The 11,726-nt window shown below is 59.0% G+C and carries 9 protein-coding genes, 2 tRNA genes and 1 pseudogene; 9 read left to right on the forward strand and 3 right to left on the reverse strand.

What is annotated here, in order from left to right:
• Positions 1 to 54: 54 nt before the first annotated feature.
• Both BLW70_RS07810 and BLW70_RS07815 read left to right on the forward strand, forming a co-directional pair.
• Positions 55 to 1,344: an adenylosuccinate synthase gene (locus BLW70_RS07810; RefSeq protein WP_074873214.1), complete on the forward strand. Its 1,290-nt coding sequence runs from the start codon at positions 55 to 57 to the stop codon at positions 1,342 to 1,344.
• A gap of 149 nt (positions 1,345 to 1,493) precedes the next feature.
• Positions 1,494 to 3,428 carry a methyl-accepting chemotaxis protein gene (locus BLW70_RS07815; RefSeq protein WP_074873216.1) on the forward strand — a complete coding sequence of 645 codons (1,935 nt, stop codon included), beginning with the start codon at positions 1,494 to 1,496 and terminating at the stop codon, positions 3,426 to 3,428.
• Between the two features lie 95 nt (positions 3,429 to 3,523).
• Here the strand turns inward: BLW70_RS07815 and BLW70_RS31005 are convergent.
• The 3 genes and pseudogenes from BLW70_RS31005 to BLW70_RS07830 all read right to left on the reverse strand — a co-directional run.
• Positions 3,524 to 3,746 (reverse strand): annotated as a pseudogene (locus BLW70_RS31005) (iron ABC transporter permease); the annotation flags it as partial.
• 92 nt (positions 3,747 to 3,838) lie between these two features.
• Positions 3,839 to 3,925, reverse strand: a tRNA-Leu gene (locus BLW70_RS07825).
• 166 nt (positions 3,926 to 4,091) lie between these two features.
• Positions 4,092 to 4,178, reverse strand: a tRNA-Leu gene (locus BLW70_RS07830).
• A gap of 226 nt (positions 4,179 to 4,404) precedes the next feature.
• Between BLW70_RS07830 and rnr the strand changes: the two genes are divergently transcribed.
• From rnr to dnaB, 7 genes are all read left to right on the forward strand, one after another.
• Positions 4,405 to 7,035, forward strand: coding sequence for a ribonuclease R (gene rnr, locus BLW70_RS07835; protein ID WP_074873219.1), 2,631 nt, complete (start codon positions 4,405 to 4,407; stop codon positions 7,033 to 7,035).
• A complete protein-coding gene (gene rlmB, locus BLW70_RS07840; protein ID WP_074873222.1) occupies positions 7,032 to 7,799 on the forward strand; it encodes a 23S rRNA (guanosine(2251)-2'-O)-methyltransferase RlmB in 768 nt (255 codons plus the stop codon). The genes rnr and rlmB overlap by 4 nt, the downstream gene beginning before the upstream one ends.
• Before the next feature lie 310 nt (positions 7,800 to 8,109).
• The gene (rpsF, locus tag BLW70_RS07845) at positions 8,110 to 8,532 is read left to right on the forward strand and encodes a 30S ribosomal protein S6 (protein ID WP_003217491.1); all 423 of its coding nucleotides are present in this window, start codon (positions 8,110 to 8,112) and stop codon (positions 8,530 to 8,532) included.
• 28 nt (positions 8,533 to 8,560) lie between these two features.
• Entirely contained in the window at positions 8,561 to 8,791 is a 231-nt protein-coding gene (rpsR, locus tag BLW70_RS07850; RefSeq protein ID WP_002551829.1) for a 30S ribosomal protein S18, read from the forward strand.
• 36 nt (positions 8,792 to 8,827) lie between these two features.
• Positions 8,828 to 9,721 carry a YybS family protein gene (locus BLW70_RS07855; protein ID WP_074873225.1) on the forward strand — a complete coding sequence of 298 codons (894 nt, stop codon included), beginning with the start codon at positions 8,828 to 8,830 and terminating at the stop codon, positions 9,719 to 9,721.
• Between the two features lie 19 nt (positions 9,722 to 9,740).
• Entirely contained in the window at positions 9,741 to 10,187 is a 447-nt protein-coding gene (gene rplI / locus BLW70_RS07860) for a 50S ribosomal protein L9 (protein WP_003197251.1), read from the forward strand.
• A gap of 122 nt (positions 10,188 to 10,309) precedes the next feature.
• Positions 10,310 to 11,704: a replicative DNA helicase gene (dnaB, locus tag BLW70_RS07865; RefSeq protein ID WP_033055553.1), complete on the forward strand. Its 1,395-nt coding sequence runs from the start codon at positions 10,310 to 10,312 to the stop codon at positions 11,702 to 11,704.
• Positions 11,705 to 11,726 lie beyond the last annotated feature (22 nt).

Genomic DNA, 11,726 nt, shown 5'->3' on the forward strand with positions numbered 1-11,726 from the left:
GTTTTCCTGCCGGCTGCCGCCGGCACCAAGTTTGCGCGAATGAGGACAAGTGTTATGGGTAAGAATGTCGTAGTCCTGGGCACCCAATGGGGTGATGAGGGCAAAGGCAAGATCGTTGATCTGCTGACCGAACATGCTGCCGCCGTAGTGCGCTACCAGGGTGGCCACAATGCTGGTCACACCCTGGTGATCGACGGCGAAAAAACCGTCTTGCACCTGATTCCGTCGGGCGTGCTGCGTGAAGGCGTGCAGTGCCTGATCGGCAACGGCGTGGTGGTTGCACCCGACGCTCTGCTGCGGGAAATCATCAAGCTGGAAGAGAAAGGCGTACCGGTGCGCGAACGCCTGCGCATCAGCCCGTCCTGCCCGCTGATCCTGTCCTTCCACGTAGCGCTGGACCAGGCCCGTGAAAAGGCCCGTGGCGAACTGAAGATCGGTACGACCGGTCGCGGCATCGGCCCGGCGTACGAAGACAAGGTTGCACGGCGTGGCCTGCGTGTGGGCGACCTGCTCAACATGCCGCGCTTTGAAGACAAGCTGCGTGAACTGGTGGATTACCACAACTTCATGCTGGTGGGTTACTACAAAGAGCCTGCCATCGAGTTCGAAAAAACCCTGGCCGAGTGCAAGGAATACGCTGAGCTGCTCAAGCCGCTGATGCTGGACGTGACGGCCGAGCTGCACGACCTGCGTCGCGCCGGCAAAGACATCATGTTCGAAGGCGCCCAAGGTTCGTTGCTCGACATCGACCACGGTACCTATCCGTACGTGACCAGCTCCAACACCACCGCTGGTGGCGTGGCGACCGGTTCGGGCGTTGGCCCGATGTTCCTGGATTACATCCTGGGCATCACCAAGGCTTACACCACTCGCGTAGGTTCGGGTCCATTCCCGACTGAGCTGTTTGACGAAGTGGGTGCTCACCTGGCCAAGCAAGGTCACGAGTTCGGTGCTACCACCGGCCGTGCCCGCCGTTGCGGCTGGTTCGACGCCGTTATCCTGCGTCGTGCCATCGATGTGAACAGCATCTCGGGCATCTGCCTGACCAAGCTCGACGTGCTCGACGGCCTTGAAACCATCAACATCTGCGTCGGCTACAAAGATGCGCAAGGCAATGCCGTTGCCCCGACTGATGCTGACAGCTACGTGGGCCTGCAGCCTGTGTACGAAGAAGTGCCGGGCTGGACCGAGTCGACTGTGGGTGCCAAAACCATGGAAGAGCTGCCAGCTAACGCCCGTGCTTATATCAAGCGCGTTGAAGAGCTGATCGGTGCGCCGATCGACATTATTTCGACGGGCCCGGACCGCAACGAAACCATCGTTTTGCGTCATCCGTTCGCTTAATAAGTCGTTGATGTAAAACACAAAGGCCCCTCATTTGGGGCCTTTGTCGTATCTGCCTGTCGGGCGGCACGACCTTTGCTGTGATGTTGATTAAAAGCATCGCTTCCAGTGCGCCATCAATTTAATGGCGCCAAGCAGAGGGATTTTAAGTGTCAGCCATTCTCTCACTGTTACAAAGCCGTCTATTGCGGCCTGTGTTCGTTACCCTGGGTATCGCCCTTTTGGTGCAAGTGCTTGTAGCTGTCGCTCTGACCCGGAGCACAGTGACCGCGCTCGAAGCCGATCTGGGTGTGCGCCTGGGTGCCGACAGTCAAAAACTTTCCGGGGAACTTGAGCAGGCAGGGCGTGAAGTCACGTCGAGCCTCGATAGCCTTTCTACCAGCACGCGTCAGCGTCTTGCGGTGGGTTTGTCCTCGCGATTGAAGGACGAACAAGCACAGCTGCGTGCGACGCTGGAGAAGGATCTGAAGGACTCCGCCAACGATATGGCGCAGCTTCTGGCTTCGGTCGCACCTCGGGCCATGTGGGACAGCGACGTTCCAACCCTGTCCGAATTCGCCCGCCGGGCCCAGCGCAATCCCAACGTGCTGTTCGTAATCTACGACGACGCTACCGGCCAGCACCTGACGCGCTATCTGAACCGCGAGAACCCGATCAACAAAGCGCTGCTGGAGAAAGGCCAGGGCGAGCGCGCATTGGACAAAGTGTTGGATGCGGCGAAGAACGATCCGTCGGTCTACTACCTCGAAGCCTCCATCAGCCCCAATGGCGTGGAAATCGGCAAGGTCTTGATGGGCGTCTCGACTGCTTCCGTGGAAGTCGATCTGGCCGCCCTCGACAAGCGCTTCTCGGCGCTGATCGCCAGCAGTGATCAATTGGTGGGCGACAGCCTCAAAGGCGCGGCGGCTGATAGTGCGGCAGCGATGGGCGCGCGCCTGAAGTCGGCGCAGGCAACGGCTTCAGAGATGCAGGCCAACACCACCAGCACCGTGCAGGAAGCCGCGGGCACTTTGCGCTGGCGCATCGGCATGGGCCTGGCGGTGGTGGGCTTCGGCGTATTGCTGTTGCTGGCTGTGGTGCTGGGTCGTCGCGTGGTCAATCGTCTGAAGCTGCTGATTGCGGCCATGGATGACCTGGCGGCGGGCGAGGGCGACCTGACCAAGCGCGTGCAGATCAACAGTAAGGATGAGATCGGCGACATGGCCTCGGCGGTCAATCGCTTTGTGGATAAGTTGCAGCCGATCGTGCGCGAAGCGGGCGATGTGGCTCAGCGTACCGGTGTGGAAATCGGCGCGATGACCTTGCGCAATGCCGGGGCCGACAAAGCGGCGGGCATGCAACGCGATGAAGTGGCCGAAAGCCTGCGTGCGCTATCGCAAATGGCTGACGAAGCACAGTCTGAAAGTCATGCCATGCAGGCGGCCTTGCAGCAAGTGGTGGATATTCGTTCGGCGACAGATGAAAACACGCGGACCTCGGCGAAAGTCGGCGGCCTGATCGAGGCGTTGGCCGGGCAGGTCGACACCGGGGCGAAAGTCATCGAGCGGCTGGCACAGCAGAGTGAGCAGATTGAAGTGGTGTTGACGGTGATTCACGGGATCGCCGAGCAAACCAACCTGCTGGCGCTGAACGCCGCCATCGAAGCGGCGCGTGCGGGCGAGACTGGTCGCGGGTTTGCCGTGGTCGCTGACGAGGTGCGAGCGCTGGCGAGCAAGACGCAGAGCTCCACTGGCGACATTCAGGCGCACATCGTTGCCTTGCAACAAGGTGCGCGTGAGGCGGTGGCAGCGATCGGTCAGGCTGGGCGTCAGGCCAGCGAAGGTTTGCTGGTGCTGCGTGACAGTGCGCGGTTGCAGCAATCGGTGCAGGCGTCAGTCGAGCAGGTTCATGCGGCGATTGGTCTGGCAACGCAGGCAGCGGCGCATCAGGCGCAAGGCGCGCAAGCGGTACGCGGTCGGGTTGAGACCATTCATGCACAGGCTGAGAAAGCGGCTCAGGCAGTGGTGGAAACCACGGCCAGCGGCAAGGTGCTGGATGGGTTGGCGGCGCAATTGAAGGCAAGCCTGGGGCAGTTCAGGGCTTAAATGTGTATTGATTGGGCTGGCCTCTTCACGAGCAGGCTCGCTCCCGCATGGGAATGCATTTCCCTGTGGGAGCGAGCCTGCTCGCGATGGCAATCTCAGCGGCTCAAATACACCCGGGTAGTTTAAGTAGATAAACCGGCAAACCCGACACCAAAATCAACAACGCCGCATAAGGCGCAGCCGCCGCAAACTCCACATTCGCGGTATGTGCCCAGACTTCCGTCGCCAGCGTATTGAGCCCGGTTGGACTCAGCAGTAGCGTCGCCGTCAGTTCCCTCATCGCTCCAGAAACACCAGCGCAAACGCCGCGCCCAGCGTACGTGCGGCCTCTGGTTTTTCGAAAGCCAGAAACGCAAAAACCCGCTTTCGCGGGTTTTTGTGAAATTTCAGATCGACTCTGAAATTTGAATTGGTGCCCAGAAGAAGACTCGAACTTCCACGACCTTGCGGTCACCAGCACCTGAAGCTGGCGTGTCTACCAATTTCACCATCTGGGCATTATCTTCAGCGTCGCCGCTGTTGATGTGGCGCACTATACGGAGAGCTTTTTGATCTGTAAACCCCTGATTTAGTTTTAATAATCCAGGGGCCTGGAATGCAAAAAACCCGCTTTCGCGGGTTTTTGTATGAGTCTTGAAATTGATCTAATCTCAAGCTCGAAATTGGTGCCCAGAAGAAGACTCGAACTTCCACGACCTTGCGGTCACCAGCACCTGAAGCTGGCGTGTCTACCAATTTCACCATCTGGGCATTATCGGCAATGCGTCTGCGTCGTCGATGGCGCGCACTATACGGAGCGTCTTTTTAACTGTAAACCCCTGAGGTCGAAAAAACCTGGAAAATTTTACCAGTGGCATTTAATTCAGCTTCTCGGTGTCGATATAGGGCTTTAGATGGGCTGTCACAGCCTGAAATTTCCCGTTTCATTACGCCTATGCCAAACTAACCCGCATATAGACAAGGTGAAAACTCTCTAATGGCCGATTGGCAGTCCCTCGATCCCGAGGCCGCTCGTGAAGCGGAAAAATATGATAACCCTATCCCTAGCCGCGAACTGATCCTTCAGCATCTTGCTGATCGGGGTTCGCCTGCTAACCGCGAGCAGTTGGTTGAAGAGTTTGGTCTGACCACAGAAGACCAGATCGAAGCCCTGCGCCGCCGCCTGCGCGCCATGGAGCGCGACGCTCAACTCATCTATACCCGTCGCGGCACCTATGCGCCGGTGGACAAGCTCGACCTGATCCTGGGCCGCATCAGCGGTCACCGTGACGGTTTCGGCTTCCTGGTCCCGGACGACGGCAGTGACGACCTGTTCATGAGCCCGGCGCAAATGCGTCTGGTGTTCGATGGCGATCGTGCCCTTGCCCGTGTTTCCGGCCTCGACCGTCGCGGTCGCCGCGAAGGCATGATCGTCGAAGTGGTGTCCCGTGCCCACGAGACCATCGTTGGCCGTTACTTCGAAGAGGGCGGTATTGGCTTCGTCGTTGCGGACAATCCGAAGATCCAGCAGGAAGTGCTGGTGACTCCAGGCCGTAACGCCAACGCCCAGATCGGTCAGTTCGTCGAAGTGAAGATCACTCACTGGCCGACGCCACGCTTCCAGCCGCAAGGCGACGTGGTCGAAGTCGTGGGTAACTACATGGCGCCGGGCATGGAAATCGACGTTGCCCTGCGCACGTACGATATTCCCCACGTCTGGCCTGAGGCTGTGCTGAAAGAAGCCGCCAAGCTCAAGCCGGAAGTCGAAGAGAAAGACAAAGAGAAGCGCATCGACCTGCGCCATCTGCCGTTCGTGACCATCGACGGTGAAGATGCGCGTGACTTCGATGATGCGGTCTATTGCGAAGCCAAGCCGGGCAAGCTGCGCCTGTTCTCCGGCGGCTGGAAGTTGTACGTGGCGATCGCCGACGTTTCCAGCTACGTGAAAATAGGTTCGGCGCTGGACAACGAATCCCAGGTTCGTGGCAACTCGGTGTACTTCCCCGAGCGCGTCGTGCCGATGCTGCCTGAGCAGCTGTCCAACGGCCTGTGCTCGCTGAACCCGCACGTGGATCGCCTGGCCATGGTTTGCGAGATGACCATCTCCAAATCCGGCGAGATGACCGACTACTGCTTCTACGAAGCGGTGATTCACTCCCACGCTCGCCTGACCTACAACAAAGTCAGCGCGATGCTGGAAACGCCGAAACTCACCGAGGCGCGTGAGCTCCGTGGCGAGTACAACGACGTTCTGCCGCACCTCAAGCAGCTTTACGCACTGTACAAAGTGCTGCTGGCCGCGCGTCACGTGCGTGGCGCGATCGATTTCGAAACGCAGGAAACCCGGATCATCTTCGGGACCGAGCGCAAGATTGCCGAAATCCGTCCGACCGTTCGTAACGATGCGCACAAGCTGATCGAGGAATGCATGCTGGCGGCCAACGTGGCCACCGCCGAATTCCTGAAAAAGCACGAAATTCCTGCGCTGTACCGCGTCCACGATGGCCCGCCACCGGAGCGTCTGGAAAAGCTGCGCGCCTTCCTTGGCGAGCTCGGCCTGTCCCTGCACAAAGGCAAGGACGGCCCGTCGCCGAAGGACTACCAGGCATTGCTGGCGAGCATCAAGGACCGTCCGGATTTCCATCTGATCCAGACTGTCATGCTGCGTTCGTTGAGCCAGGCGGTGTACAGCGCCGATAACCAGGGCCACTTCGGCCTGAATTACGAAGCCTATACCCACTTCACCTCGCCGATCCGTCGCTACCCGGACTTGCTCACGCACCGGGCGATTCGCAGCGTCATCCATTCGAAAATGGACACCCCGCACGTTCGCCGTGCTGGCGCGATGACCATTCCGAAAGCGCGCATCTACCCGTACGACGAAGCGATCCTGGAGCAGCTCGGCGAGCAGTGCTCGATGAGCGAGCGCCGTGCCGACGAAGCGACCCGCGACGTTGTGAACTGGCTCAAGTGCGAGTTCATGAAAGACCGTGTGGGCGAGTCGTTCCCGGGTGTGATCACTGCCGTGACCGGTTTTGGCCTGTTCGTCGAGCTGACTGATATCTACGTCGAAGGCCTGGTGCACGTCACCGCGCTGCCGGGCGATTACTACCACTTCGATCCTGTGCACCATCGCCTGGCCGGTGAGCGTACCGGTCGCAGCTTCCGTCTTGGCGATACCGTTGAAGTGCGGGTCATGCGCGTCGACCTCGACGAACGCAAGATCGACTTCGAGATGGCTGAAAAGACCATCAGTGCGCCGATCGGTCGCAAGAAGCGCGGGACTGAAACGGCTGCACCGGCTGCCAAAACGGCTGCAGAACCGGCCCCGGCGAAAACCGGTCGTCGTCCTGCCAAGGAAAAGGCTGTCGAAGCCTATCGCCCAAGCGATGCCGCGGCGAAAAATGCCGAGCTGCGCAAAAGCCGCGAATTGAAGCAGGCGTTGCTGTCTGAAGCGAAAAGCGGCGGTAAAGCGGCGTCTGGGGGAAAGACCGGACGGTCGGCGCCTGACAAGGCTCCCGGCGGCAAGCCAGCCAAACCGAGCAAACACCGTAAAGGCCCGCCAAAAGCGGGTTCTGCTCCAGCCGCCAAAAGCGGCGGGGCGCGTAAACCGAAGGCCAAGTCATGAGTCAGTTGGAAAAGATCTACGGCGTGCACGCTGTAGAAGCGTTGCTGCGTCACCACCCAAAACGCGTCAAGCAGATCTGGCTGGCCGAAGGCCGCAGTGATCCGCGTGTTCAAACGCTGATCGAGTTGGCGAGCGAAAATCGCGTGGCCGTCGGCAATGCCGAGCGCCGTGAGCTGGATGCCTGGGTTGAAGGCGTGCACCAGGGCGTGGTGGCAGAGGTGAGTCCGAGCCAGGTCTGGGGCGAGGCGATGCTCGACGAACTGCTCGATCGCACCGAAGGCGCACCGCTGTTGCTGGTGCTCGACGGCGTGACCGATCCGCACAACCTTGGCGCTTGCCTGCGTTCTGCCGATGCGGCGGGCGCACTGGCGGTGATCGTTCCAAAGGACAAGTCGGCGACCTTGACCCCGACGGTGCGTAAAGTGGCTTGCGGCGCGGCGGAAGTGATTCCGTTGGTTGCGGTGACCAATCTGGCGCGCACCCTGGAAAAGCTCAAGCAGCGCGGCTTGTGGGTCGTCGGTACGGCGGGTGAAGCTGAGCAGAGTCTGTATCAGCAAGACATGACCGGCCCGACCATCCTGATCATGGGGGCTGAAGGCAGCGGCATGCGTCGCCTGACCCGCGATCTTTGCGACTACCTGGTGCACCTGCCGATGGCGGGTAGCGTCAGCAGTCTCAACGTTTCCGTGGCGACCGGCGTCTGCCTGTTCGAAGCCCGGCGCCAGCGCAGCGTCAAGGCTGCCGGAACGGCCAAGAAGTCCTGATCCAGCGCTAAACCCCTCCTGTGGGAGCTAGCCTGCTAGCGATGGCGGAGTCACATTCAACATCAATATTGAATGTTATTTCCTCATCGCTAGCAGGCTAGCTCCCACAGTGGTTTGTGTTTTGGGCAAATAGTCGTGGTTGTTCAAATAATCACCAATTGCCTTGCGCCTCTTCCGTCCCTTCTCTACAATTGCGCCCCTTGCTGTGACGGCAGGCACGCATGTGTCTATCGCAAGCAAGTCCATAAGTGTCATTCACTCCTTGTCTGACCGCTTTTGAGCGGCAGGCTACAACCCGTAAGGAGCATTCATGCGTCATTACGAAATCATCTTTTTGGTCCACCCGGATCAAAGCGAGCAAGTCGGCGGCATGGTAGAGCGTTACACCAAGCTGATCGAAGAAGACGGCGGCAAAATCCACCGTCTGGAAGATTGGGGCCGTCGTCAACTGGCCTACGCAATCAACAATGTTCACAAGGCTCACTACGTGATGCTGAACGTTGAGTGCACTGGCAAGGCCCTGGCCGAGCTGGAAGACAACTTCCGCTACAACGATGCAGTGATCCGTAACCTGGTCATCCGTCGCGAAGAAGCCGTTACCGGCCAATCCGAGATGCTCAAGGCTGAAGAAAACCGCAGTGAGCGCCGTGAGCGTCGCGACCGTCCTGAGCACGAAGGCGCTGAAAGCGCTGATAGTGATGACAGCGACAACAGCGATAACGCTGACGAGTAATCCACGGACCTTTTGAGGAGCCTATTACATGGCACGTTTCTTCCGTCGTCGTAAATTCTGCCGCTTCACCGCTGAAGACGTGAAAGAGATCGATTACAAAGATCTCAACACTCTGAAAGCTTATGTATCCGAGACCGGCAAAATCGTTCCAAGCCGCATCACCGGTACCAAAGCACGTTATCAGCGTCAGCTGGCCACCGCTATCAAGCGCGCCCGCTTCCTGGCCCTGCTGGCCTACACCGACAGCCACGGCCGCTGAGACCGGGCAGTCGACACGTAGCAAAGGATTGAAAGCATGCGTGCCATAGCTGAGTTCATCATGCGCGGCCGTATGCAGGCCACTCTGGTAGTGGCCGGATGCGCAACGTTGCCGTTGTTGTATTGGTTGGGTGCTGCCGCGGGTTGCCTTGTGCTCCTGCGGCGCGGATTGAAGGACGCCCTGGGCGTTCTTGCTCTGGGACTGCTGCCGGCGTTGATCTGGTGGTTTTATTCCGATGACCCACGGGCACTTCTGGTGCTGCTGGGGTCTTGGAGCCTTGCGTTGGTTTTGCGCGCAAGCGAGTCCTGGAACCGCGTGCTGCTGGTCAGCATAGCGATGGGAGTGGTGTTTTCAGTGGTGCTGGGGACAGTTTTTGCTCCCCAAATCGAGATGCTGGCGCAGGCTTTGATAAAAGTCATGCCGTCGCTACTCGGTGATGTCTACCAGAAGTTGTCGGTAGACGAGCAAGCGCAATTTGCGTCCCTGATCGCACCGGTCCTGACCGGCCTGATTGCGGCTTTGTTGCAAATCGTCAGTGTGCTGAGCCTGCTTGTCGGGCGCTACTGGCAGGCGTTGTTGTACAACCCGGGTGGTTTTGGTCGCGAGTTTCGCGCCATCCGATTCCCGCTGGGGCTGGCGATGTTACTGCTGGCGTTCATGCTTCTGGGGCCGAACATCGGTCCGCAGATGGCCATGTTGACGCCGTTGTGCAGTGTACCGCTGGTGTTCGCCGGGCTGGCCCTGATTCATGGGCTGGTGGCGCAAAAGCGACTGGCCAGGTTCTGGCTGGTGGGGTTGTACGTCACGCTGTTGCTGTTCATGCAGCTGATCTATCCGTTGCTGGTGGTCTTGGCCATCGTCGACAGCCTGATTGATTTTCGCGGTCGTTCGACGCCGAAAGACGTCGATAGCGCGAACGGTGAAGGTTAAAAGTTAAGAGGATTTTCACATGCAACTGATCCTTCTGGAAAAAGTCACCAACCTGGGCAACCTGGGTGACAAAGTGAACGTTAAGGCTGGCTACGGTCGTAACTACCTGCTGCCTTACGGCAAAGCTACCGCTGCGACCGCTGCCAACCTGGCTGCGTTCGAAGAGCGTCGCGCTGAGCTGGAAAAAGCCGCAGCAGATCGTAAAACTTCGGCTGAAAGCCGCGCTGCCCAACTGGCTGAGCTGGAAGTGACTATCACTGCCACCGCTGGCGACGAAGGCAAGCTGTTCGGTTCGATCGGTACTCACGACATCGCTGATGCACTGACCGCCTCTGGCGTTGAAGTTGCAAAAAGCGAAGTTCGTCTGCCGAACGGCACTATCCGCAACGTAGGCGAATTCGACGTAGCCGTGCACCTGCACGCCGAAGTTGAAGCCACCGTACGCGTTGTCGTGGTAGCAGCTTAAGCAGCACTTGTCGGCTGGTACCCTCGGGTACTTGCCGGTAACATCGGGCACGATCCTGTTTACAGGTCGTGCCCTTTGTCTTTCTGCAGTTCCTGATTTTCACAAAACTATTTCAAGTGGCCATGAACGATATCTCCGCTCCTGAGCAATACGATCTGCAAACCGCTGCCCTGAAGGTGCCGCCGCATTCCATCGAGGCCGAACAGGCCGTGCTCGGTGGTTTGATGCTGGACAACAACGCCTGGGAACGCGTGCTCGATCAAGTGTCGGACGGTGATTTCTATCGACATGACCACCGCCTGATCTTCCGCGCGATCGCCAAGCTCGCCGACCAGAACTCCCCGATCGATGTCGTGACCCTTGCCGAGCAATTGGACAAGGAAGGTCAGACCTCGCAAGTCGGTGGTCTCGGATACCTTGGCGAACTGGCAAAAAACACGCCGTCCGTCGCCAACATCAAGGCTTATGCCCAGATCGTCCGTGCACGGGCAACGTTGCGACAGTTGATCGGCATCGCCACAGAAATCGCCGACAGCGCTTTCAACCCGGAAGGCCGCTCGGCTGAAGAGATTCTCGACGAAGCCGAACGGCAGATTTTCCAGATCGCCGAGGCCCGGCCAAAAACCGGCGGCCCGGTGAGCGTGAATGACCTGTTGACCAAGGCCATCGACCGCATCGACACCTTGTTCAACACCGACAACGCGATTACCGGCCTGTCCACCGGTTATACCGATCTCGACGGTATGACCAGCGGCCTGCAACCGTCTGACCTGATCATCGTTGCCGGCCGTCCATCCATGGGTAAAACCACCTTTGCGATGAACCTGGTGGAAAACGCCGTGCTGCGCAGTGACAAATGCGTATTGGTCTACTCGCTGGAGATGCCAGGCGAATCGCTGATCATGCGTATGTTGTCGTCCCTCGGCCGGATCGACCAGACCAAGGTTCGTGCCGGTCGCCTGGAAGACGACGATTGGCCGCGCCTGACATCGGCGGTCAACTTGCTCAACGATCGCAAGCTGTTCATTGACGATACGGCCGGTATCAGCCCGTCGGAAATGCGCGCACGGACCCGGCGTCTGGTGCGTGAACACGGCGACATCGCCCTGATCATGATCGACTACCTGCAATTGATGCAGATCCCGGGTTCTGGCGGCGACAACCGAACCAACGAGATTTCTGAAATCTCCCGTTCCTTGAAGGCCCTGGCCAAGGAATTCAACTGCCCGGTGGTGGCGCTGTCCCAGCTCAACCGCTCCCTGGAGCAACGACCGAACAAACGCCCGATCAACTCCGACCTCCGGGAATCCGGAGCGATCGAGCAGGATGCCGACGTGATCATGTTCGTGTACCGGGACGAGGTGTATCACCCGGAAACCGAGCACAAAGGCATCGCCGAGATCATCATCGGCAAACAGCGGAACGGCCCGATCGGCACGTCAAGACTGGCGTTCATCGGTAAGTACACCCGCTTCGAAAACCTGGCGCCGGGTAGCTACAACTTCGACGACGAGTAACGTCAAGGATGTCCGGTTGATA

The organism is Pseudomonas frederiksbergensis, assembly GCF_900105495.1.
GTDB lineage: Bacteria > Pseudomonadota > Gammaproteobacteria > Pseudomonadales > Pseudomonadaceae > Aquipseudomonas > Aquipseudomonas frederiksbergensis.

Coding starts and splice junctions, on each gene's coding strand:
- rplI (WP_003197251.1), top strand. CDS start 9,741: ATGCAACTGATCCTTCTGGAAAAAGTCACCAACCTGGGCAACCTGGGT.
- rnr (WP_074873219.1), top strand. CDS start 4,405: ATGGCCGATTGGCAGTCCCTCGATCCCGAGGCCGCTCGTGAAGCGGAA.
- rlmB (WP_074873222.1), top strand. CDS start 7,032: ATGAGTCAGTTGGAAAAGATCTACGGCGTGCACGCTGTAGAAGCGTTG.
- BLW70_RS07810 (WP_074873214.1), top strand. CDS start 55: ATGGGTAAGAATGTCGTAGTCCTGGGCACCCAATGGGGTGATGAGGGC.
- rpsF (WP_003217491.1), top strand. CDS start 8,110: ATGCGTCATTACGAAATCATCTTTTTGGTCCACCCGGATCAAAGCGAG.
- rpsR (WP_002551829.1), top strand. CDS start 8,561: ATGGCACGTTTCTTCCGTCGTCGTAAATTCTGCCGCTTCACCGCTGAA.
- dnaB (WP_033055553.1), top strand. CDS start 10,310: ATGAACGATATCTCCGCTCCTGAGCAATACGATCTGCAAACCGCTGCC.
- BLW70_RS07855 (WP_074873225.1), top strand. CDS start 8,828: ATGCGTGCCATAGCTGAGTTCATCATGCGCGGCCGTATGCAGGCCACT.